The following is a 22,559-nucleotide window of genomic DNA, read 5'->3' as shown; positions in this document are numbered from 1 at the left end:
TAGTTATCTTTTTACTACGTATTTATATTTTTCAAATTTTTTAGGTAGCTCATTTGTAATTGTTAGCCTGTTAGATGTAATGTTAGGTTTAATTTTTATGATTTTTGTGTTTTCGCTAATTTTCACATCATGTATGCTTTTCATTTTAAGAACATCAATATGTAAAGCCTTAAAGGTATAATCTCCTTTCTTTAGGTTAATTATAACATATTCTTTAGGTCTAATTTGCCCTAATGCTTTATCGTTTATCCAAACATTTAATCTGGCAGTGTTATCTATTTTATGTAAAATATCCGCGCCATTATAAATTAATACTGTTCCGTTACCTAATTTATCAAGCGTTACTTTATTTAAACCTGTTTCTACAAAAGTATATTGAGAAGTTATTGGTTTTAAAGCACATGAGTTTAACAATGAAGTTATTAAGAATAGAATTATATATTTATAAGTTTTCATAGATTATTTTTTAGTGATTATAATTTAAATAAATATTAAGTGTTTTTTTGATAAAAAAGACTGCGAGAACTTTTAATATTAACTTATGATATGAACTATAAACATACAAAAAAAGTAATAAAAAGAACAGTATGAATACCTGTAGCTTTAAGTGTGATTAATTTAAAATAAATATTAAAAATAAAATAAAGAAGTATAATTTTTATTCTTAATCGAAATAAGGATTATTTTTTAAAAAGAAACCCTAAGCCTAAACGACTTAAAAACTTCTTTTCAAAAGCCCAAAAGAATTTAAATTGCCCAAATAACCAACCTACTAAAGGCAATGTAGTTTGGTAAATAGGAAAAATAAGTAGAATACGTAAAGGCCAATACAACCAAGGCGAAGTAGTTTCAGGAGAAAGTCCAAAAAAGGCAGTAATAGGTTTTGCAACCCATGAGGCAAACGAACCGTTAATAGAAAATACAATTAATACAGCTATTACATCCCAAGTAGTATTTAAACCCCAACGTTGTTTCAATTTTTCCATGGCGGCAAAAGTAATTAAAAGAAAAAGGGCAAACAAATGTTTACCCTTTTTGATATTATATAAATGTAAAATTTATTTTTTTCCAAAAATACCACCTAATAATCCTCCAAGTAATCCTCCATCAGACTTTTTTTGATCTGCATCACCTAAAACCATACCAGCAATATCATCAACAATACTACCATCACCATCTGCATCTAAAATTTGCTCTAAAAAACTTTGCTCTTTATCAGCAGAGCTACCACCAAGCAACCCACCTAATAACTCACCTAAATCACTTGATTTGTTTACATTATCTTGACGAGATTGTTTACCTAAAACTCCCATTAAAATTGGCGCGGCTGTTTTTAAGATATTAGCAACAGACCCTGCATCTATTCCAGCTTTTTGCCCAATGATTTTTTCTACACCTTGTTGTTTATTTCCTAAAACGTGTTTTAAAATATTACCTCCATCTTGCAAAACATCAGCATTTACACCGCCATTAAATAAACCGCCTAAATTATCTAAAATACTACCGTCGTGTTTATTTAAAGCACCCATTAATCCTTCAGCTCCTTGTTGGGTTGCAGTATTGCGTTGCATTGCTTTCATTAAAACAGGTAAAGCCATAGTTAAAACACTGCTTGTTTTGTTAGTGTCTTGCCCTGTAGAACCTGCCACTCCTGATATAATTGATTTACCTAAGTCGCTGTTTAATAAGTCTAAAATTCCTGCCATTTTAATGTTGTTATAAGGTTTGTAATTAGTTATTGGTAATTAAGACACAAGTTACGTATTTATGGTCACATTTTTTAAATATTTATTTTATCTTACAGCCTTTAAAAATTTAAATCAATTAGATGAAAAAACTGGCGTTACATTGGAAAATTTTAATAGGAATGGTTCTAGGAATCTTATTCGGATTTTTAGCATTGCAATTTGGCTGGAATAGTTTTATAGAGGACTGGATAAAACCATTAGGAACTATTTTTGTGAAATTATTAAAATTAATAGCTGTACCGTTAATTGTAGCTTCATTAATTAAAGGAATTTCAGATTTAAAAGATATTTCTAAATTTAAAAGTATTGGTGTAAGAACTATGCTTATATATATTGGTACTACTGTAGTTGCAATTACAATTGGTTTGGTATTGGTAAATGTGATTCAGCCAGGAGACGGAATATCTCCAGAAACAGTAGATAAGCTAACAAATACGTACGCAAAAAGTTCTGGAGTAACAGCTAAAATAACCGAAGCAACAAGGCAACAAAGTAGCGGTCCTTTACAGTTTGTAGTAGATATGGTACCAGATAACGCAGTCAGTGCGATGAGTAATAATAAAGCAATGTTACAAGTAATATTCTTTACTATTTTCTTAGGAATATCAATGTTATTAATAGGTGAAAAGAAAGCAAAACCTTTAAAGAATTTTTTCGATTCATTAAATGAAGCTATTTTAAAAATGGTAGACCTTATAATGTTAATTTCTCCGTTTGCTGTTTTTGCTTTATTGGCAAATGTTGTGGTTACTTCTGGTGATCCTGATATTTTACTTGCTTTATTAAAATATGCCGGAGTTGTAGTTTTAGGCTTATTGTTAATGATTGTTTTCTATTCAGTTTTAGTAAGTGTTTATGCAAAGAAAAATCCTTTTTGGGTTTTAAAACAATTAAGTCCAGCGCAATTATTAGCTTTTTCTACAAGTTCGAGTGCGGCAACGTTACCCGTTACGATGGAGCGTGTTGAGGAACATATTGGTGTAGATAAAGAAGTATCTAGTTTTGTGTTGCCAGTAGGTGCAACTATAAATATGGACGGAACAAGTTTATACCAAGCAGTAGCGGCAGTATTTGTAATGCAAGTTTTATGGCCAGAAGGTTTAGGCTTTGGAAATCAAATGGCAATTGTTTTAACGGCTTTGTTAGCATCTATAGGTAGCGCCGCTGTTCCTGGGGCTGGAATGGTAATGTTGGTTATTGTGTTAGAATCTATTGGTTTCCCTAAAGATTTGTATCCGGTGGCTTTAGCATTAATTTTTGCTGTAGACAGACCATTAGATATGTTACGTACTACTATTAATGTTACAGGTGATGCAACTGTTTCTATGGTTGTTGCAAAATCTGTAGGTAAATTACACGATCCTAAACCTAAAAATTGGGACGATAATTATGATGATGTAAAATAAAAAATGAATGTTATTTTTGAGTTAAAAAAGACTTTTGTAATGTCAGTTCGAGTGATTTTTGATAAAAAAATAGTATCGAGAACTAATTTAGAAGTAACAGCTTTAATTCTCGATATAAGTTTTGCTCATTTCAATCGTAAAACTCACTCGAATTGACAAAAAAATCACCAAAAGTGAACAATAGAATAAAAACATCAATGTATATTTTAACATTGATGTTTTTTAAGTTTATAAATTGATTTTTAAAAAGAGATAAATGAAAATTACAATTCCGAGTCCGCTTGTTTCAGTTCATTGGTTATTTAAAAATATAAAAGCAGATAATTTAATTATTTTAGATGCAAGTATTTCTAAATTAGGTGCTCAAGAAAATAAAGTAGATAGTAAAGAGCAAATTATAAATTCAGTTTTGTTCGATTTAAAAAGTGTTTTCTTAAATAAAGAAGGTGAGTTTCCGAATACAATTCCGACAAAAGAGCATTTTGAAAAAGAGGTTCAAAAACTGGGAGTTAATAAAGATAGTTGTATAATTATTTATGATGATTTAGGCGTGTATTCTTCACCTCGAGCTTGGTGGTTATTTAAACTGTTTGGTTTTGAAAACGTAGCTGTTTTAAACGGCGGATTACCTGCTTGGCAAGAAGCGGAATTTCCAATAGAAACTTATAAAAACAAACAACTATTAAAAGGTAATTTTAAGGCATATTTTAAAATTAACTACTTAAGCACTACTAAAGATGTATTGATAGCGTCAAAGAATAAGAAACATATTTTTGATGCGCGTTCTAAAGGACGCTTCGAAGCATCATTGCCAGAGCCTAGAAAAGATTTAAGAGGTGGTCATATTCCGAATTCTAAAAGTTTACCACATTCCGAATTACAGCTTGATGGTAAGATGAAATCTAAAGAAAAATTACAAGAAATTTTATCAGCATTAAATCCGAATAAAGAAACCGTTATTTTTTCATGCGGATCAGGTATTACAGCCTGTATTTTAGCATTAGGAAATGAATTAGCGGGGGGTTCAAATTATTCCGTATATGATGGCTCATGGACGGAATGGGCGAGTACTTTAGCCTTGCCAGTTGAGAAATAATTTTTTTTTAAAAAATAAATTATGAAAAGAAAAATATTAGTGTTTATGTTGTTGTTAGTTGCTGTTGAAACTTTTGCACATGAAGGATCAGAAGCTGTTATAAATAAAACAATCGTTAAAAACGGAATAGGTTTAGGAAGCGTAATTGCTGTTGTTATTTCTTGGGATAGAAATAAATCAGTTTTATACTCCTTTATTCACGGTATTTTTGGCTGGTTGTATGTAATTTATTTTATAATAGTTAGGGATAAAAAATAATTTAAATCAATTTCTTAACTTCTTGTTTTAAATATGCAATTGATGTTTGTGTAGGATTCTCATTCTGAGAATAATCAATTAATATACTTTCGCGTAAATCTTTTGCTGTTTTTGCTGTTTCTGATTTTTTACGAAGCTTAGCAATTATTGTTAATTTTGCAGCCACAATCGCTTTCCAACTGTCTTCCGATACATATAGTTGTTGCACCATATTGTGTTCGTATTCTTGTTCGATATTAGCAATTAATAATTGCACATAACTGTTAGTATCTTCTCCAATAGGAATTACTCTTACCAATAATTTTGTAGGGTTTATGCGCTCGCAAAACAAAAGTAAGCGCTCGTAAGCTTGCAGTTTAATAGGTAAGCTTTCACGTTTTTTATCAACTAAAGCATTAAATTTTTTTTCGTTGTTATCTTGTTTAATAAATGCGCCTAATATAAAATAGGCTACAAAGCCTGTTACCATTGCTGGTAAAGCGTATGCGAATCCTTCAATAATTTTATCTTCCATAATGCGAATATACAAGTCCTGTTAAAATTGCCAATCCAAAACTTAATAAAGTTCCGATTAAAATGTATTCTGTTAGTTTTCTATCTTTAGCTGAAGTTAAATCTCCAAAACGGAAAATAGATTTTGCAGCTAATAAAAACCCAACACCTGCCCATTGTCCGATAACAATGAACGTAAATATTAATAAACGTTCTAAAATTCCGATATATTTTCCTGCTTTAGCCAAAGAGTCATCTTCTTTTTTAAATTCTTTTTCAGGACTCCATTGCGATATTATCGTTTGTATTATTATTGATGCAACAAAACTCACAAAAATCAAACAAGATATCAGTAAAAGTGCTTTTAGAGAAAAAAGAAAATCAATATTAAATCGATAAGGGAAATACCAATAAGTTACCAAGGCTAACATTAAAATATGTAAAAACTGACCTATAAAAAACAACCAAGTTTTGTTCTTTTTATGCTGTAAATATAATTTACTTAAATCAATTAAATAGTGAGTTGTAGTTATAAAAAATACACCCAAAATATATTTAAAACTAAAGCTGGTCATTATTAATAACAATAATAAATGAACAGTAATATGTAAGTATAGTTTTTTAGATTTAATCTTTTTTTTCTCTTTATTTTTCACCCATTTTTCTGATTGAAAAATAAAATCACCTAAAAAATGAGCAATTAGAAACTTTAAGAATAAGATCATGATAAAACTGTTTTTTGTTGAATTAATTCTCTGTATCTTTTTTCTAATTTGATAATAGCATCGTAGCCAGCGCGTTTTTGTCGTTCACTAATATTACTTTGTGTGATGCCTATTTTTTTTCCAATTTCACTTTGAGTTAATAACGGGTTTTCTATTGATAATTGAAATACTTCAGCTGAATTTTTTGTCCAACTATTCATAGTCAATAAAGCCAACTCTAAAGCTAAGTTAAGTTCTTCATTTAACGCTAACCAAGGAGTTTTTATTGCAATTAATTGTTTTTTCACCAAACTGTCAAAAACTTCACCTGAGTTAACATAAGCTTCTCCATTGGCTTCTGTAATATGTAAATTTTTAGAATCTTTACTGCCAATACCAATACCAATTCTAACATCAATATTATCTACCTGTTTTAGCTGAGCTTTTAATAAAAAAGCAACATAAAGAGCCTTTTCTATAGGAACCTCTAGTTGAAAACTATCGCCTCTAAAAATTTCCCAATCAATAGGTTGTTTTCCGAATTTATTAAGAATAGTTTTTAGCTTTTCTAGCCAAACACTACTGTCGGATTTCCTAGATTTTACAATGTCTCCTGTTAAAATACTTGTCATTAATGTTTTTTATAAGTCTTAAAAATACTTAAATATTTATAGTTGACCAAAAATATCTGTAAATAAGCAGATATTGTTATTTATTTGCTCTAAAGCAAATATGTTATTTTATCCGCTTTTAAGGAAATAAAAATTGTGAATAAAAAAAAGGTTACATTCTTTATATAACCTAAAAGAATGGTTAAATTTCCGTTTTAAAAATTATTTCAAATTTTTTCTATTGAATACTTACTTAGAGCAACTTAACGAACCACAAAGAGCAGCCGTTTTACAAAAAGATGGCCCAATGATAATTATCGCAGGAGCCGGATCTGGTAAAACCAGAGTTTTAACCTATCGAATAGCGCATTTAATGAAAGAAGGAGTAGATTCTTTTAATATTTTATCGCTAACTTTTACAAATAAGGCAGCTCGTGAAATGAAAGAGCGTATTGGAGGTGTTGTTGGTTACAGCGAAGCAAAGAATTTATGGATGGGAACTTTTCACTCTGTTTTTTCTCGTATTTTACGATCAGAAGCAGATCGTTTAGGCTATCCTTCTAACTTTACAATTTACGATACACAAGATTCTGTTAGGTTGATATCTACGATCATTAGAGAAATGAAATTAGATAAAGATCGCTACAAACCAAAGCAGATTTTAAGCAGAATTTCATCGTTTAAAAATAGCTTAATAACTGTTAGAGCATATTTTAATAATTCAGATTTACAAGAGGCAGATCTAGAAGCAAGCAGGCCAAAAGTAGGTGAAATTTATAAAGCTTATGTAGAAAGATGCTTTAAGGCAGGAGCAATGGATTTTGATGATTTGTTGTTAAGAACCAATGAATTATTAACGCGTTTTCCTGAAGTTTTAGCAAAGTACCAAAGTCGTTTTAAATATATAATGGTTGATGAGTATCAGGATACAAATCATTCACAATATTTAATTGTTAGGGCATTAGCAGATCGTTTTCAGAATATTTGTGTAGTTGGTGATGATTCGCAAAGTATTTATAGTTTCCGTGGAGCAAACATAAACAACATCTTGAATTTTCAAAAAGATTATCCGGATGTTAAGACTTTTAAATTAGAGCAAAATTACCGATCAACAAGTAATATTGTTGAAGCTGCCAATAGTGTAATTGATAAAAATAAAACGAAGTTAGATAAGGAAGTTTGGACAGCAAATGACCCTGGAGAAAGCATTAAAGTAATGCGAACAATTTCTGACGGAGAAGAAGGGCGTTTCGTAGCGCAATCTATTTGGGAAAACAAAATGAATCATCAATTAACAAGTGATTCTTTTGCTATTTTATATCGTACCAATGCACAATCTAGAGCAATGGAAGATGCTTTGCGAAAAAAAGATATTAAGTACAAGATTTACGGAGGTATTTCATTTTATCAACGTAAAGAAATAAAAGATTTATTATCGTATTTACGTATGCTAATAAATCCGAATGATGAAGAAGCTTTAAAGAGAATTATTAATTATCCGGCACGAGGAATTGGTGCTACAACGATTGATAAATTAGCGATAGCAGCAAATCACTATAAAAAATCAATTTTCGATATTTTATTAAATTTAGATAAAGTTGATTTAAAAATAAATTCAGGTACCAAAACCAAGCTAGCTAATTTTACTAGAATGATTCAGCGTTTTCAAATAGACGCTCAAAAGATGAATGCTTTCGAAATTGCCGATTTGGTAGTAAAGCAAACACAATTAGTAAAAGATTTACAAAAAGATGGTACACCAGAAGGTGTAAATAAAGTTGAAAACGTTCAGGAATTATTAAACGGAATAAAAGACTTTATAACAGATAGAATTGAAACAGGCGAAGATGCTTCATTACCTATTTTCTTAGAAGATGTAGCCTTAGCAACAGATTTTGATAGTGAAAGTGACGATACACCAATGGTTTCATTAATGACCATACACTTATCAAAAGGATTAGAATATCAATATGTATACATTGTTGGTTTAGAAGAGGGGTTGTTTCCTTCTGGAATGAGCATGAATACACGTAGTGAGCTAGAAGAAGAGCGTCGTTTATTTTATGTAGCCTTAACACGAGCAGAAAAAGTAGCTTACTTAACGTATGCACAAACACGTTACCGCTGGGGAAAATTAACAGACGGCGAACCAAGTCGTTTCTTAGAAGAAATTGATGATAAATTTGTAGAGCATTTAGCACCTAAAGTGCCAGTAGCATTAGCGAATAGATTTATTGATGCAAGTATGTTTGATGATGATACTCCTAAGAATATCCGTTTTCAAAAACCAATTCAAAAACAACGAAAAGAGTTTTTAGCAAAAAAAGAAAAACCAAATATTATACCGCCAAAAAGTAAAATGAAAAAGGTATCAGATGTTAGTTCTGCAATCAATTTATTTGATGGTGAAATAGTGGTTGGTAATTTTGTAGAACACAACCGTTTTGGAACAGGTGAGGTAGTTGCTTTAGAAGGGAAAGGACCCAATAAAAAGGCAGAAATTAAGTTTGGTACCGTAGGGAAAAAGAAATTATTATTGCAATTCGCAAAATTAAAGGTAATCGGATAACTATGTAATTCGCAATAATTACCTATTTTGCATATATAAAATATAGAGAAATGACGTTTGATTTAGAGTACAATTCAGAAAGAGACCACTTAATAATTCCGGAATACGGAAGACATATACAAAAATTAATAAATCACTGCATCGCTTTAGAAACAAAAGAGGAAAGAAATACAATGGCAAAAGCGATTGTAGATGTAATGGGAAATTTACAGCCTCATTTACGTGATGTGCCAGATTTTAAGCACAAACTTTGGGATCAGTTACATATAATTGCTGATTTTAAATTAGATGCAGATTCACCATACGAAACTCCATCTAAAGAAGAATTGACAGAGAAGCCAGAAAAGATGGATTATCCAAAATCTGCTTCAAGATACCGTTATTACGGTAACAATATTCAAACCATGATAAATATTGCATTGACTTGGGAAGAAGGTGAAAAAAGAGAAGCATTGGTTTTTACGATTGCTAATCACATGAAAAAATGCTATTTAAATTGGAATAAAGATACCGTTGATGATGTTGTTATTTTTAACCATTTATATAATTTATCAGATAAAAAAATCGATTTAAGAGAAACTAATGAGAGGTTAGCAGAAAGTAAAAATTTATTAAGAAAACGTACTACACAGCAAGGTAAGACAAGTCATAAAAGTTCTTCTAAAGGAAAAACGAATTACAGTAATAATAAACACAGAAAAAAATAAATGGCATCATTTAAAATTGAAGGAGGTCACAAACTTAGCGGAGTAATAACACCTCAAGGAGCAAAAAACGAAGCATTACAAATTATATGTGCTGTATTATTAACTCCTCAAAAAGTAATAATCAACAATATTCCAGATATTATTGATGTAAATAAACTAATTTTTATTTTAGGAGAATTAGGTGTTAAAATAGAAAAATTAGGAAGTAATTCATATAGTTTTCAGGCAGATAATATTAATCTACAATATTTAGAATCACCTGAGTTTAAAAGAGACGGAAGTTCATTAAGAGGATCAATAATGATTGTTGGTCCGTTATTAGCGCGTTTCGGAAAAGGATATATTCCACGTCCGGGAGGTGATAAAATTGGTCGCCGTCGTTTAGATACACACTTCGAAGGTTTTATTAACCTTGGGGCTAAATTTCGTTACAATAAAGAAGAATACTTTTACGGTGTTGAAGCAGAAGATGGATTGGTTGGTACCGATATGCTCTTAGATGAAGCTTCGGTAACAGGAACTGCTAATATTATTATGGCTGCAGTTTTAGCTAAAGGAACTACCACAATATACAATGCTGCTTGCGAACCTTATATTCAACAATTATCTAAAATGTTGAATTCTATGGGCGCTAAAATTACAGGAGTAGGCTCTAATTTATTAACTATTGAAGGAGTAACTTCTTTAGGAGGATGCGAGCATAGAGTATTACCTGATATGATTGAAATTGGTAGTTGGATTGGTGTGGCAGCAATGACACGATCTGAATTAACCATAAAAGATGTTAGTTGGAAAAACCTAGGACAAATACCAAGTGTATTTGGTAAGTTAGGAATTAAATTAGAGAAAAAAGGAGACGATATTTACATTCCGGCACAAGATAGTTATGAAATTCAGAATTATATTGACGGATCTGTTTTAACAGTTGCAGATGCACCTTGGCCAGGATTTACACCAGATTTGTTAAGTATTGTATTAGTTATTGCAACACAGGCAAAAGGAACGGTATTAATCCACCAAAAGATGTTTGAAAGTCGTTTGTTTTTTGTTGATAAATTGATTGATATGGGCGCAAAAGTAATTTTATGTGATCCGCATAGAGCAACTGTAATTGGTCATGATTTTAAATCGATGTTAAAAGCAACAAAAATGACTTCACCAGATATTCGTGCAGGAATATCTTTACTGATAGCTGCTTTATCTGCAAAAGGTATCAGTATTATTAATAATATTGAGCAAATTGATAGAGGATACGAAAACATAGAAGCTCGTTTAAAATCTATCGGAGCCAAAATTGAAAGAATAGAAGATTAAAATTTATTTATAACAAGTATTCAATTAACTGTAAGTAATATTTAAGGCTACGACTACAAATCAAAACATATTAATTATAATATTATGAAAACATTATTTTCTTTAGCGTTAGTATTTAGTCTATTTTTAAATGCATCAGCTCAAATAATATCAGCTAAGGAGTTTACAAGTTCAATAGAGAAAAAACATCAAAAAGATGTGTTTTTGAAAAAGAAATATATTTCTTTTGATATAGATATTAAATTTGGTGGAGCAGAACATTTATTAGGTAAAATAACGCAAGAAACAGGAGGCGGTAAAATAAAAATAGAAAAGAAAGACGGTTCAATAATAATTTTTGACGGAACTAACGTTTACGTAAAAGGTATTGCTGAAAAATTACATGAAGGAGCGCGTTTTGATATTTTTACATGGTCTTACTTTTTAGGTTTACCATATAAATTAAATGATAAAGGAACAATTTGGTCTGATTTAGATAAAAATAAATGGGGGCAGGTTGATTTAGAAACAGCAAAACTATCTTTTTCTTCAGGAACAGGAGATGCACCAGATGATTGGTATATAATCTATAAAAATTCTAAATCAAGTATATTAGAAGGAGCAGCTTATATTGTTAGTTATGGAAAAGGCAAAGAAAAAGCAGAAAAAGAACCACATGCTATTAAGTACAATTCATACACAGTTATTGATGGTGCTCTTATCCCTAAAAATTGGACATTTCATATGTGGTCTTTAGAGGATGGGTATAAAAATAAAATAGGTGAAGTACAATTATCGAATGTGATTTTTACAGAACAGGCCGATTTTAGTAAGCCAAAAGGTAGTGCTATGGTAAATGCACCAAAACTATAAAAGTTAAAGTGAAAATATAAAATAAAAATCGTGTCAACATGACACGATTTTTTTATTGGCAATATTATTGATAAAAGTATGCTGAAGAATTTAAAGAGACGATTTACAATGAGTAAAGATCAATATACAAAAGAAGACGAATTAAAAGATGCTATAGATAAAGCACCTTTAGAGGAAACGCCACAAGTAGAGGAAGTTGTAGAGAAGGAAGAACCAACTACTGAGGAGTTATTAGCAACTGAAAAAGATAAACATTTACGTTTGTTTGCTGAGTTCGAAAACTATAAAAAGCGTACTTCTAAAGAACGTGTAGAGCTTTATAAAACTGCGGGACAGGAAGTAATGACAGTTTTACTGCCAATTTTAGATGATTTTGAGCGTGCTTTGACACATGCTGATGATGACAAAGAAGCAGAAGAATTACGCAAAGGAGTATTGTTAATTTATCAAAAATTAACAAAAACTTTAGAGCAAAAAGGTTTAACAGCTATTGAAGTAAAGCAAGGAGATGTCTTTGATGCAGAAGTGCACCAAGCAATTACGCAAATACCAGCACCTTCAGAAGATTTAAAAGGAAAAATTATTGACTGTATAGAAACAGGTTATAAGTTAGGAGATAAAATTATTCGTCACCCAAAAGTGGTGGTAGGACAAGCATAAAAATGATTTTATTATCAAAGCAATAGCTTTGTGCATGTATAAGAATAATTTTTAAAAATTGCTTTATATAATAAGCAATTCTAGAATAGAATAAAATGGCAAAACAAGATTACTACGAAGTATTAGGTATTTCAAAATCGGCGTCACAAGCAGAGATAAAAAAAGGATATCGTAAAATGGCGATAAAATATCATCCAGATAAAAACCCGGATGACAAAACAGCTGAAGAAAAATTTAAACTATGTGCCGAGGCTTATGAAATATTAAGTGATGACAATAAAAAAGCACGTTACGACCAATATGGTCATGCAGCTTTTGATGGTCCACAAGGTGGCGGTGGCGGCTTTGGCGGCGGCGGAATGGATATGGATGATATATTCAGTCAATTCGGAGATATCTTCGGTGGTGGCGGAGGCGGCTTTGGTGGTTTCGGCGGCGGCAGAGGGCAACGACAAGCCAGAGTTAAAGGGTCTAATATGCGAATTCGAGTAAAACTTACTTTAGAAGAGATCGCAAACGGAGTAGAGAAGAAGGTAAAGGTTCGTAGAAAAGTTCAGGCAGACGGTGTTACTTATAAAACATGTACAACATGTAATGGTAGTGGACAGCAAATGCGAGTTACCAATACTATTTTAGGTAGAATGCAAACAGCAACTACTTGTGGTACATGTCAAGGAGCAGGAGAAATGCTTAATAGCAAACCAAGCGGATCAGATGCGCAAGGTTTAATTGTTAAAGAAGAAACTGTTTCAATAAATATTCCAGAAGGAGTTACAGAAGGAGTTCAATTAAAAGTAGGAGGAAAAGGAAATGAAGCGCCAGGTAAAAACTCTATTCCAGGTGATTTATTAGTTTTAATAGAAGAAATTCAACACGAAACATTAAAGCGAGAGGGAAGTAATATTCATTACGATTTATATATTAATTTTTCTGAAGCAGTTTTAGGAGTTTCTAAAGAAGTTGAAACAGTAACAGGGAAAGTAAAAATAAAGATTGATGCAGGAACTCAATCAGGTAAAATATTAAGGTTAAAAGGAAAAGGTTTACCAAGCATTGAGCGTTATGGTACAGGTGATTTTTTAATACATATTAATGTTTGGACACCACAAGAATTAACAAAAGAACAGCGTGGTTTCTTTGACAAAATGGTAACCGATGAAAATTTTAGCCCAAGACCGCAAAAATCAGATAAGTCATTTTTTGACAAAGTAAAAGATATGTTCTCTTAAACCTATTTTTTCGTTGTATAATTAAAAAAACCACTCAAATTTTGAGTGGTTTTTTTGTAAAAATTAAAACTATGTTAATTTTTATGTAAAATATTTTTTTTAATTAAAAAACTGCACTATATTTGTAGTCGTTTAGAAGACGTTCTAAACACTTTTTCTTTTTCATAGCAATTTTCCCACTCAATTTATTGAGTGGGTTTTTTTATGAAAACAGCAAATTTTATAAAAATATTGAAGCAGACCATCTTATCGACTTGTATTTAGTATAAGTAGGAAAGTCTGGACACCAAAGAGTAGCATAGCGGATAACACCCGTCCGGTGAAAACCGAGGACAAGTGCAGCAGAAAGTATGTACAGGTAAGGCTGTAGTGAAACCAGGTAAACTCTATGCGGTGCAATGTCATGTACATTAGAGCTCGAGCGCTACTCGCGCGATTCTAAGGGGTAGGCAGATTGATTTTACGAGTAATTGTAAAACTAGAGAAATGATAAGAGCCTTATTTATAAGGAACAGAATCCAGCTTATAGGTCTGCTTTTTTATTTTTATTAATTATAACCATTGATTTACTAATTTCTCAATGGCTTTAAATTGTTAATTTGATAATATATTAACATTTTAAGTCTTTTTTATTGTTGATTTCTTTTTTTTTTAAATATAAATTATTATTTGCTTAGTAATTCACCTAGTTATGTGTTTATTTTTTAAAATTGAGATGAAAGCAGTACTTTTGCTCAACTAAAATTGCACAATTTTACTTTTAATATTTATATAATTAAGAGTGTTTGTATAAAACTCCAAAAGAGAATAAATACAATTAAAAGATTGTAATTAGGTGTTTAATGTTTTAAAAAAAAACTTTAGAATGAGTATTTATATAGAGTATATAAAAGAGATAGAAGAGAGAAAAACACAAGGACTTCATCCAAAACCAATCGATGGTGCAGAATTGGTGGGTAAAATAATTAATCAAATTAAAGATGTAAATAATGAGTTTAGAGAAGATTCTCTTAATTTTTTTATATATAACGTTTTACCAGGTACTACAAGTGCTGCTAGTGTAAAGGCTAAATTTTTAAAAGAAATTATTTTAGGAGAATCTGTAGTTGAAGAAATTTCAACAGCTTTTGCTTTCGAACAGTTATCTCATATGAAAGGTGGACCTTCTGTAGAAGTTTTATTAGATTTAGCTTTAGGAAATGATATAGTTTTGGCAAAACAAGCTTCTGATGTGTTAAAAACACAAGTGTTTTTATATGAGGCAGATACTGCTCGTATAGAAGAGGCTTTTAAACTAGGAAACACTATTGCAAAAGAGCTTATTGAAAGCTATGCAAAAGCAGAGTTTTTTACAAAATTACCAGAAATAGATGAAAAAATACAGGTTGTAACTTTTATCGCAGGAGTAGGTGATATCTCAACAGATTTATTATCTCCAGGTGGTGATGCACACTCTCGTTCAGATAGAGAATTACACGGTCAGTGTTTATTTGAACATAACATAGAACAACAGAACGAATTAAAAGCAGTACAAGCACAACATCCTGATAAAAGGGTGATGTTAATTGCAGAAAAAGGAACAATGGGAGTTGGATCATCAAGAATGTCTGGTGTAAACAACGTCGCATTATGGACAGGTATTAAATCGAGTCCTTATGTACCTTTTATTAATATCGCTCCGGCAATTGCTGGAACAAACGGAATTTCTCCAATTTTCTTAACAACTGTAGGTGTAACTGGTGGTATTGGTTTAGACCTTAAAAACTGGGTTCAACAAAAAGATGCAGAAGGAAACACAATTCGTGATGAAAACGGAGATCCAGTATTAAAAGAAGAGTATTCTGTTGCTACAGGAACCGTACTTACTATTAATACAAAAGAGAAAAAATTATACAACGGCGATAAAGAGTTAAAAGATATTTCTGCTGCATTTACACCACAAAAAATGGAGTTTATGAAAGCAGGTGGTTCTTATGCTGTTGTTTTTGGTAAAAAATTACAAACGTTTGCTTCAAAAGTATTAAACATTGATGTGATACCAGTTTATGCGCCATCAAAAGAGATTTCTATTGAAGGACAAGGTTTAACAGCTGTTGAAAAAATATTTAATAAGAATGCAGTAGGAACTACACCAGGTAAAACATTACATGCAGGATCTGATGTTCGTGTAGAAGTTAATATTGTAGGGTCGCAAGATACTACAGGTTTAATGACTTCTCAAGAATTAGAGATGATGGCTGCAACGACTATTTCTCCAATTGTAGATGGCGCTTACCAATCTGGTTGTCATACGGCTTCAGTTTGGGATGATAAATCGAAAGCAAACATACCAAGATTAATGAGTTTCATGAACGACTTTGGTTTAATTACTGGTCGTGATCCTAAAGGAAAATATTTTCCTATGACGGATGTTATTCATAAAGTATTAAATGATATTACAGTTGGTGATTGGGACATTATTATTGGTGGAGATTCTCACACACGTATGTCTAAAGGTGTTGCATTCGGAGCCGATTCAGGAACAGTTGCCTTAGCATTAGCTACAGGTGAAGCCTCAATGCCAATTCCACAGTCTGTAAAAGTTACTTTTAAAGGACAAATGAAATCTTATATGGATTTCCGTGATGTAGTTCATGCTACACAAGCTCAAATGTTAAAGCAGTTTGGTGGTGAAAATGTTTTCCAAGGAAGAATCATTGAGGTTCATATTGGAACATTAACTGCTGATGAAGCTTTTACATTTACAGATTGGACAGCAGAGATGAAAGCAAAAGCATCTATCTGTATCTCTGAAGATGATACTTTAATTGAATCATTAGAGATAGCAAAAGGTCGTATCCAAATCATGATTGATAAAGGAATGGACAATGCAAAGCAAGTACTTAAAGGTCTTGTTGATAAAGCAGAAACTAGAATTGTAGAGCTTAAAACAGGTATTAAACCATCTTTAAGACCAGATGCAAACGCAAAGTATCATGCAGAGGTAGTTATCGATTTAGATGAAATAGCTGAACCAATGATTGCGGATCCTGATGTTAATAACGATGATGTTTCTAAGCGTTATACACACGATAATATTAGACCATTATCATTTTACGGTGGAACTAAAAAAGTAGATTTAGGGTTTGTAGGTTCTTGTATGGTTCACAAAGGTGATATGAAAATATTAGCTCAAATGTTGAAAAATGTAGAAGCGCAACATGGTAAAGTAGAATTTAAAGCACCTTTAATAGTTGCACCTCCTACTTACAATATTGTTGATGAGTTAAAAGCAGAAGGAGACTGGGAAGTATTGCAAAAATACTCAGGTTTTGAATTCGACGATAACGCACCAAAAGGAGTAGCACGTACAGGATATGAAAACATGTTGTATTTAGAGCGTCCTGGTTGTAACCTATGTATGGGTAACCAAGAAAAAGCAGCTCCAGGAGATACAGTTATGGCAACATCAACACGTTTATTTCAAGGAAGAGTTGTAAAAGATTCAGGTGAGAAAAAAGGAGAGTCTTTATTATCATCAACTCCAGTAGTAGTTTTATCTACAATTTTAGGTAGAACTCCAACTATGGCAGAATATGAAGCAGCTGTAGATGGTATTGTTTTAACGAAGTTTAAACCTTCTACAAAGCAGTTAGTTAGATAAATATAAAATTATTATATATTGTTAAAAGCCTGAATTATATATTCAGGCTTTTTTTGTGCCTTAGTTAAAATGTTAAAAGATATATAAAAAACTTATTTTAGAATCAATCTATAATATGATAACTACTTTTAAATTGATGCTGTATTTTGTATATTACAACAATAAATTTTTAAAAAAAAAGTATGGCATTTGATATAGAAATGATAAAGAAGGTTTATGCTACAATGGCTGAGCGTGTAGAAAAAGCTAAAGAAATTGTAGGTAAACCGTTAACACTTTCAGAAAAGATTTTATACGCTCACCTTTGGGATGAAACTTCTAACAAAGCATTTCAAAGAGGTAAAGATTATGTCAATTTTGCACCAGATAGAATTGCGTGTCAAGATGCTACAGCACAAATGGCTTTATTACAATTTATGCAAGCCGGAAAACCAAAAGTAGCTGTACCAACAACAGTACACTGTGATCATTTGATTCAAGCAAAGCAAGGAGCTGCAGTAGATTTAAAACGAGCAAACAAAACAAGTAGTGAAGTTTTTGATTTTTTAGCTTCAGTATCTAATAAATACGGAATTGGTTTTTGGAAACCAGGAGCAGGAATTATTCACCAAGTTGTTTTAGAAAATTATGCCTTTCCAGGAGGTATGATGATTGGTACTGATTCTCACACCGTAAATGCAGGTGGTTTAGGAATGGTAGCAATTGGTGTAGGTGGAGCAGATGCAGTTGATGTAATGGCAGGAATGGCTTGGGAACTTAAATTCCCGAAACTTATAGGGGTAAAATTAACAGGTAGCTTAAATGGATGGACGTCTGCTAAAGATGTTATTCTTAAAGTAGCTGGTATTCTAACTGTAAAAGGAGGTACAGGAGCTATAGTTGAATATTTTGGAGAAGGAGCAAGGAACTTATCTTGTACCGGAAAAGGAACCATTTGTAATATGGGAGCAGAGATTGGTGCTACGACTTCTACTTTTGGTTATGATAAATCAATGGAGCGTTATTTACGTGCTACCGATAGAAGTGATGTTGCCGATGAAGCGAACAAAGTAAAAGAATATTTAACAGGTGATGAAGAAGTATATGCAAATCCAGAAGAATATTTTGACCAAGTTATTGAAATTGATTTAAGTACGCTACGTCCACATTTAAACGGACCTTTTACACCAGATTTAGCAACACCTGTTGGTGAGTTAGGAGCAAAAGCAAAAGAGAATGGTTGGCCAATTAAAGTAGATTGGGGACTTATAGGTTCTTGTACAAATTCTTCTTATGAAGATTTAACGAGAGCTGCATCCATCGCAAAACAAGCGGTAGATAAAAAGATTAAACCGAAATCTGATTTTGGAATCAACCCTGGTTCTGAACAAATTCGTTTTACTGCTGAACGTGACGGCGTTTTAAAAATATTTGAAGATTTAGATGCTACTATTTTCACGAATGCCTGTGGACCATGTATTGGGCAATGGGACAGAAGTGATAGAAAAGGCGAAGAAAAAAATACAATTGTACATTCATTTAATAGAAACTTTTCTAAGCGTGCAGACGGAAACCCAAATACACATGCATTTGTAGGATCACCAGAAATGGTTGCTGCTATTGCAATTTCAGGTCGTTTAGATTTCGATCCAATGAACGATACTTTGATTAATGAAGATGGTGAAGAAATAAAATTAGATGAACCAAAAGGTATTGAGTTGCCTCCTTTAGGATTTGATGTTATAGATTCTGGTTATGAAGAACCTTTAAAAGATGGAAGTGCTGTGAAAATTTCAGTGAATCCGAGCTCTGAACGTTTACAGTTATTAACACCTTTTAAACCTTTAGGAAATAATATAAAAGGGGCTAAACTTTTAATAAAGGCATTTGGTAAATGTACTACAGATCATATTTCTATGGCAGGACCATGGTTACGTTACCGTGGACATTTAGATAATATTTCTAACAACTGCTTAATTGGTGCCGTAAACGCTTTTGGTAAGAAAACAAATTTTGTTAAAAATCAATTAACAGGAGAATTTGGTGGTGTACCAGATGTAGCTAGAGCATACAAAGCAGCAGGAATAGAATCTATTGTAGTAGGAGATCATAATTACGGTGAAGGTTCATCAAGAGAACACGCAGCTATGGAGCCACGTCATTTAGGTGTTGCAGCGGTTATTGTAAAATCTTTTGCGCGTATTCATGAAACCAATCTTAAAAAACAAGGAATGTTAGGTTTAACGTTTGCTATTGAATCTGATTATGATTTAATTCAAGAAGATGACATTTTTAACTTTGTTGATTTAAAAGATTTTGCACCTAATAAACCTTTAACGATTGAAGTTGTTCATGCTGATGGTTCTAAAGATGTAGTTATGGCAAATCATACGTACAATCAAGGGCAAATAGAATGGTATAATGAAGGTTCTGCTTTAAACTTAATTAAAAAGCAAAACGCTTAGAGTAGGCTTAACTAATAATATAAAAGAACTCCAGATTTTATCTGGAGTTTTTTATTTTTGTCAAATGATACAAGCACTCAAAAATATTTCAAAAAAACCATTATTTGTAATTGATAAAGAAATACCAATTACCAAATATATTCCTATCTCAATAGCGAGCTCAAATAAAGATTTAACCTTTGATGTTGCTTCTTCAGATGAATGGGAAGTTTATATCAATAATTATCTTAAAGAAAATGATAAAGAAGTTGCTTTTGGAGGATATTTAGAGACTAGAGATATTTACAATAGAAGTGAATATTTTAATAAACAATCCAAAGAAAATCAGCGAAATATTCATTTAGGTATCGATTTATGGTGCGATGCTAATACTGCTGTTTTAGCGGTTTTAGATGGTGAAATACATAGTTTTAAAAATAACACAAATCACGGTGATTACGGACCAACAATGATTTTAAAACACACTGCTGATAATTGTGTTTTTTATTCACTTTATGGTCACTTATCAGAAGATTCACTAAACAACTTAAGTGTTGGAGATAAAGTATTACAAGGTGAAAAAATAGCAATGTTAGGTGATAACTCAATAAACGGAGATTATGCTCCTCATTTACATTTTCAACTGATAATCGATATGGAAGGTAACCTAGGTGACTATCCGGGAGTTTCATCTATAAAAACGTTAGACTTTTATAAAAATAATTGTCCAAACCCTAATTTATTATTAAAATTGCCAAATGAAGTATAGACAACTTACCAAAGAACAATTTGAAGGATTGCATGAAGAATTCGCTCGTTTTTTAGCCTCTCAAAGCATTGATGCTAAAGAGTGGAAAGAATTAAAAGAAGAGAAACCTAAAGTGGCTGAGGATGAAATGAATGTTTTTAGTGATGTTGTTTGGGATGACGTGCTTACTAAAACAAAACATTTAGAACATTTTTCCCCAAAAGTGGTAAACTTATTTAAATGTGATGAAGAAGAAATTCATCGTATTGTTATTAAAATCGACAAAGAAATAAATTTATTAGAGCAAGAAGGTTTTGAATGGTTGATGAAAAACCCAAATGACGAAAAAATAGAATTTTTTACAGGAAGTAAAAAGTATGATAAAGAAAGAAATATAGAGGTTTTCGATTTGATAGAAAAAGGGAGTTCAATTTCTAAAGGTGAGCTATTTACATATTTTAACAAGCTAACATCGTAAGTAATTTTTCGGTTCCTAAACTAGCAACGTCTTTAATAATTGTTAAATTACTAAAGGCGTTTTTGTTTACAATAGGTTTTGGGTCTATAAAATAAATAGGTGTTTTATCTGATATATAATCAATCAAACTAGCCGCAGGATATACTTGCATGGAAGTTCCAATTATTACTAAAATATCAGCTTTTAATGTAATTTCAATTGCTTTGTCAAGCATTGGCACATCTTCACCAAACCAAACAATATGCGGTCTTAATTGCGATTTTTCTTCACATAAATCACCTAAAACAATATCTGTTGTACAGTTATAAATTAAACTTGGATTAGCCGTACTTCTTGCTTTTAATAATTCGCCGTGTAAATGTAAAACGTTTTTGCTTTTGGCGCGTTCATGCAAATCGTCTACATTCTGAGTAATAATATCAACATGGTAATTTTTTTCTAGTTTAGCGAGATTATAATGAGCTTCATTAGGAGAAACATTTAGTAATTGTCTTCTTCGTTGATTGTAAAAATCGAGTACTAATTCAGGGTTTTTATAAAAACCTTCAGGTGTGGCAACTTCATAAATATCATGACCTTCCCATAAACCATCAGCATCTCTAAAGGTTTTTATTCCGCTTTCTGCACTAATTCCAGCACCTGTTAATATTACGACTCGTTTTTTCATCAGTAAAATTTTTACTCCTTAAAAATATGAAATTTTAGTATGTTTGTACTATGATTGACGAAGGATTATTTGCATATTTAGAAGGTTTTATTACGGATAAAAGAAAAGAAACATTTAATAGGGTGTTAAATGAGCGAACACGCCATTTTACAGTTGTTTTAGAAGATATTTACCAACCTCATAATGCAAGTGCGGTGGTGAGAAGTTGCGATATTTTTGGAGTACAAGATGTGTATGCGATTGAAAATAGGTTTACCAATAAAGTTTCTCGTCATGTGGCAAAAGGAAGTCAGAAATGGTTAAATATTAACCGTTTTAAAGAAGATGGCGATAATACCAAAGCTTGTTTAGAAGATTTACGAGCGAAAGGATATCAGATAATTGGTACTACGCCGCATACCGATTCGTGTGTTTTGGCTGATTTTGATGTTACTAAAAAATCTGCTTTTGTTTTTGGAGCCGAAAAAGACGGAATTTCAGATTATATTAAACAAGAAGCTGACGGATTTTTAAAAATACCGATGGTTGGTTTTACCGAAAGTTTAAATATATCGGTTGCAGCAGCAATTACTTTAAATGAGGTAACTTCTCGTTTAAAGAAGACAAATATCGATTGGCAATTAAGTGATGCAGAAAAGAAAGAGTTGTATTTTGAATGGATAAAAAACACCATTAAAAACCCTGATAAGTTAACAGAACACTATTATAAAGAACTTAGTAAATAAATACATCCGTTAACCGATTTTTTTTTCAGTTTCTTATAATAGAGTTTACGTCATTGCGAATAAAATGAAGCAATCTTATTGTAAGAGATTACTTCGTTCATTCTTCTCTCGTAATGACGTTTAAGGAATAAGTTTAATGTTTTAAAGCTTTGTCATTGCGAATAAAATGAAGCAATCTTATTAAAAGAAGTAAGAGATTACTTCGTTCATTCTTTACTCGTAATGACGT

21 protein-coding genes and 1 other RNA gene are annotated in these 22,559 nt (G+C 31.7%); 15 read left to right on the top strand and 7 right to left on the bottom strand.

The window, feature by feature from the left end; all coding sequences use genetic code 11:
* Positions 1–3: 3 nt before the first annotated feature.
* The 3 genes from H0I30_RS02055 to H0I30_RS02045 form a co-directional block, all read right to left on the bottom strand.
* Positions 4–456 carry a hypothetical protein gene (locus H0I30_RS02055; protein WP_218772655.1) on the bottom strand — a complete coding sequence of 151 codons (453 nt, stop codon included), beginning with the start codon at positions 454–456 and terminating at the stop codon, positions 4–6.
* Positions 457–680: 224 nt separating this feature from the next.
* Positions 681–986: a DUF6787 family protein gene (locus H0I30_RS02050; RefSeq protein WP_218772654.1), complete on the bottom strand. Its 306-nt coding sequence runs from the start codon at positions 984–986 to the stop codon at positions 681–683.
* A 72-nt stretch (positions 987–1,058) separates the two neighbouring features.
* On the bottom strand, positions 1,059–1,706 hold the full coding sequence (locus H0I30_RS02045; protein WP_218772653.1) for a DUF937 domain-containing protein: 648 nt from the start codon (positions 1,704–1,706) through the stop codon (positions 1,059–1,061).
* 122 nt (positions 1,707–1,828) lie between these two features.
* On the opposite strand from H0I30_RS02045, the gene H0I30_RS02040 reads away from it, so the two are divergent.
* The 3 genes from H0I30_RS02040 (at position 1,829) to H0I30_RS02030 (ending at position 4,508) form a co-directional block, all read left to right on the top strand.
* Positions 1,829–3,154, top strand: coding sequence for a dicarboxylate/amino acid:cation symporter (locus tag H0I30_RS02040; protein ID WP_218772652.1), 1,326 nt, complete (start codon positions 1,829–1,831; stop codon positions 3,152–3,154).
* A 256-nt stretch (positions 3,155–3,410) separates the two neighbouring features.
* On the top strand, positions 3,411–4,250 hold the full coding sequence (locus H0I30_RS02035) for a sulfurtransferase (RefSeq protein ID WP_218772651.1): 840 nt from the start codon (positions 3,411–3,413) through the stop codon (positions 4,248–4,250).
* A 21-nt stretch (positions 4,251–4,271) separates the two neighbouring features.
* Complete coding sequence (locus H0I30_RS02030) at positions 4,272–4,508, top strand: hypothetical protein (RefSeq protein WP_218772650.1); 237 nt, start codon at positions 4,272–4,274, stop codon at positions 4,506–4,508.
* A 1-nt stretch (position 4,509) separates the two neighbouring features.
* Here the strand turns inward: H0I30_RS02030 and H0I30_RS02025 are convergent, their stop codons facing one another.
* The 3 genes from H0I30_RS02025 to H0I30_RS02015 are packed head-to-tail and all read right to left on the bottom strand — an operon-like array spanning position 4,510 to position 6,336.
* Positions 4,510–5,022, bottom strand: a complete 513-nt coding sequence (locus H0I30_RS02025; RefSeq protein ID WP_218772649.1) for a hypothetical protein — start codon at positions 5,020–5,022, stop codon at positions 4,510–4,512.
* A complete protein-coding gene (locus tag H0I30_RS02020) occupies positions 5,012–5,725 on the bottom strand; it encodes a DUF3307 domain-containing protein (RefSeq protein WP_218772648.1) in 714 nt (237 codons plus the stop codon). Before H0I30_RS02020 ends, H0I30_RS02025 begins: the two co-directional genes overlap by 11 nt.
* Positions 5,722–6,336: a SatD family protein gene (locus tag H0I30_RS02015; RefSeq protein WP_218772647.1), complete on the bottom strand. Its 615-nt coding sequence runs from the start codon at positions 6,334–6,336 to the stop codon at positions 5,722–5,724. The genes H0I30_RS02020 and H0I30_RS02015 overlap by 4 nt, the downstream gene beginning before the upstream one ends.
* Before the next feature lie 220 nt (positions 6,337–6,556).
* Here H0I30_RS02015 and H0I30_RS02010 point away from each other — a divergent pair, with 220 nt between their 5' ends.
* The 11 genes from H0I30_RS02010 to H0I30_RS01960 all read left to right on the top strand — a co-directional run bounded on the left by H0I30_RS02010 (position 6,557) and on the right by H0I30_RS01960 (position 20,938).
* Positions 6,557–8,884, top strand: coding sequence for an ATP-dependent helicase (locus tag H0I30_RS02010; RefSeq protein WP_218772646.1), 2,328 nt, complete (start codon positions 6,557–6,559; stop codon positions 8,882–8,884).
* Between the two features lie 50 nt (positions 8,885–8,934).
* Positions 8,935–9,591 (top strand): DUF4290 domain-containing protein, encoded by a 657-nt coding sequence (locus H0I30_RS02005; protein ID WP_218772645.1) that lies wholly within the window; start codon positions 8,935–8,937, stop codon positions 9,589–9,591.
* Positions 9,592–10,905 carry a UDP-N-acetylglucosamine 1-carboxyvinyltransferase gene (gene murA, locus H0I30_RS02000; RefSeq protein ID WP_218772644.1) on the top strand — a complete coding sequence of 438 codons (1,314 nt, stop codon included), beginning with the start codon at positions 9,592–9,594 and terminating at the stop codon, positions 10,903–10,905.
* A gap of 84 nt (positions 10,906–10,989) precedes the next feature.
* Positions 10,990–11,757, top strand: a complete 768-nt coding sequence (locus H0I30_RS01995) for a heat-shock protein Hsp90 (RefSeq protein WP_218772643.1) — start codon at positions 10,990–10,992, stop codon at positions 11,755–11,757.
* 108 nt (positions 11,758–11,865) lie between these two features.
* Complete coding sequence (locus tag H0I30_RS01990) at positions 11,866–12,417, top strand: nucleotide exchange factor GrpE (RefSeq protein ID WP_218772642.1); 552 nt, start codon at positions 11,866–11,868, stop codon at positions 12,415–12,417.
* A 95-nt stretch (positions 12,418–12,512) separates the two neighbouring features.
* Positions 12,513–13,646, top strand: coding sequence for a molecular chaperone DnaJ (dnaJ, locus tag H0I30_RS01985; RefSeq protein ID WP_218772641.1), 1,134 nt, complete (start codon positions 12,513–12,515; stop codon positions 13,644–13,646).
* 233 nt (positions 13,647–13,879) lie between these two features.
* Positions 13,880–14,188, top strand: an RNA gene (gene rnpB, locus H0I30_RS01980) — RNase P RNA component class A.
* 323 nt (positions 14,189–14,511) lie between these two features.
* Positions 14,512–17,289: a bifunctional aconitate hydratase 2/2-methylisocitrate dehydratase gene (locus tag H0I30_RS01975; protein WP_218772640.1), complete on the top strand. Its 2,778-nt coding sequence runs from the start codon at positions 14,512–14,514 to the stop codon at positions 17,287–17,289.
* Between the two features lie 182 nt (positions 17,290–17,471).
* Complete coding sequence (locus H0I30_RS01970; RefSeq protein WP_218772639.1) at positions 17,472–19,733, top strand: aconitate hydratase; 2,262 nt, start codon at positions 17,472–17,474, stop codon at positions 19,731–19,733.
* 64 nt (positions 19,734–19,797) lie between these two features.
* A complete protein-coding gene (locus H0I30_RS01965; RefSeq protein ID WP_218772638.1) occupies positions 19,798–20,481 on the top strand; it encodes a peptidoglycan DD-metalloendopeptidase family protein in 684 nt (227 codons plus the stop codon).
* Positions 20,471–20,938 (top strand): DUF6495 family protein, encoded by a 468-nt coding sequence (locus H0I30_RS01960; RefSeq protein WP_218772637.1) that lies wholly within the window; start codon positions 20,471–20,473, stop codon positions 20,936–20,938. The genes H0I30_RS01965 and H0I30_RS01960 overlap by 11 nt, the downstream gene beginning before the upstream one ends.
* Here H0I30_RS01960 and H0I30_RS01955 read toward each other — a convergent pair.
* Positions 20,919–21,605, bottom strand: a complete 687-nt coding sequence (locus tag H0I30_RS01955; RefSeq protein WP_218772636.1) for an NAD-dependent deacylase — start codon at positions 21,603–21,605, stop codon at positions 20,919–20,921. The two genes, H0I30_RS01960 and H0I30_RS01955, sit on opposite strands and share 20 nt — an antisense overlap.
* A 50-nt stretch (positions 21,606–21,655) precedes the next feature.
* Here H0I30_RS01955 and H0I30_RS01950 point away from each other — a divergent pair, with 50 nt between their 5' ends.
* Positions 21,656–22,330 (top strand): RNA methyltransferase, encoded by a 675-nt coding sequence (locus H0I30_RS01950; protein ID WP_218772635.1) that lies wholly within the window; start codon positions 21,656–21,658, stop codon positions 22,328–22,330.
* Positions 22,331–22,559: the final 229 nt, after the last annotated feature.

The sequence above is a fragment of the Tenacibaculum sp. AHE14PA genome, assembly GCF_019278465.1.
Lineage (GTDB): Bacteria > Bacteroidota > Bacteroidia > Flavobacteriales > Flavobacteriaceae > Polaribacter > Polaribacter bernardetii.
Note: the sequence above shows the minus strand (reverse complement) of the source record. Positions and strands in the feature narration are given on the sequence as shown.

What these genes read in the sequence shown, in the direction of transcription:
- H0I30_RS02055 (WP_218772655.1), bottom strand. Translation starts at nt 456, where the DNA reads ATGAAAACTTATAAATATATAATTCTATTCTTAATAACTTCATTGTTA.
- H0I30_RS02050 (WP_218772654.1), bottom strand. Translation starts at nt 986, where the DNA reads ATGGAAAAATTGAAACAACGTTGGGGTTTAAATACTACTTGGGATGTA.
- H0I30_RS02045 (WP_218772653.1), bottom strand. Translation starts at nt 1,706, where the DNA reads ATGGCAGGAATTTTAGACTTATTAAACAGCGACTTAGGTAAATCAATT.
- H0I30_RS02040 (WP_218772652.1), top strand. Translation starts at nt 1,829, where the DNA reads ATGAAAAAACTGGCGTTACATTGGAAAATTTTAATAGGAATGGTTCTA.
- H0I30_RS02035 (WP_218772651.1), top strand. Translation starts at nt 3,411, where the DNA reads ATGAAAATTACAATTCCGAGTCCGCTTGTTTCAGTTCATTGGTTATTT.
- H0I30_RS02030 (WP_218772650.1), top strand. Translation starts at nt 4,272, where the DNA reads ATGAAAAGAAAAATATTAGTGTTTATGTTGTTGTTAGTTGCTGTTGAA.
- H0I30_RS02025 (WP_218772649.1), bottom strand. Translation starts at nt 5,022, where the DNA reads ATGGAAGATAAAATTATTGAAGGATTCGCATACGCTTTACCAGCAATG.
- H0I30_RS02020 (WP_218772648.1), bottom strand. Translation starts at nt 5,725, where the DNA reads ATGATCTTATTCTTAAAGTTTCTAATTGCTCATTTTTTAGGTGATTTT.
- H0I30_RS02015 (WP_218772647.1), bottom strand. Translation starts at nt 6,336, where the DNA reads ATGACAAGTATTTTAACAGGAGACATTGTAAAATCTAGGAAATCCGAC.
- H0I30_RS02005 (WP_218772645.1), top strand. Translation starts at nt 8,935, where the DNA reads ATGACGTTTGATTTAGAGTACAATTCAGAAAGAGACCACTTAATAATT.
- murA (WP_218772644.1), top strand. Translation starts at nt 9,592, where the DNA reads ATGGCATCATTTAAAATTGAAGGAGGTCACAAACTTAGCGGAGTAATA.
- H0I30_RS01995 (WP_218772643.1), top strand. Translation starts at nt 10,990, where the DNA reads ATGAAAACATTATTTTCTTTAGCGTTAGTATTTAGTCTATTTTTAAAT.
- H0I30_RS01990 (WP_218772642.1), top strand. Translation starts at nt 11,866, where the DNA reads ATGAGTAAAGATCAATATACAAAAGAAGACGAATTAAAAGATGCTATA.
- dnaJ (WP_218772641.1), top strand. Translation starts at nt 12,513, where the DNA reads ATGGCAAAACAAGATTACTACGAAGTATTAGGTATTTCAAAATCGGCG.
- H0I30_RS01975 (WP_218772640.1), top strand. Translation starts at nt 14,512, where the DNA reads ATGAGTATTTATATAGAGTATATAAAAGAGATAGAAGAGAGAAAAACA.
- H0I30_RS01970 (WP_218772639.1), top strand. Translation starts at nt 17,472, where the DNA reads ATGGCATTTGATATAGAAATGATAAAGAAGGTTTATGCTACAATGGCT.
- H0I30_RS01965 (WP_218772638.1), top strand. Translation starts at nt 19,798, where the DNA reads ATGATACAAGCACTCAAAAATATTTCAAAAAAACCATTATTTGTAATT.
- H0I30_RS01960 (WP_218772637.1), top strand. Translation starts at nt 20,471, where the DNA reads ATGAAGTATAGACAACTTACCAAAGAACAATTTGAAGGATTGCATGAA.
- H0I30_RS01955 (WP_218772636.1), bottom strand. Translation starts at nt 21,605, where the DNA reads ATGAAAAAACGAGTCGTAATATTAACAGGTGCTGGAATTAGTGCAGAA.
- H0I30_RS01950 (WP_218772635.1), top strand. Translation starts at nt 21,656, where the DNA reads ATGATTGACGAAGGATTATTTGCATATTTAGAAGGTTTTATTACGGAT.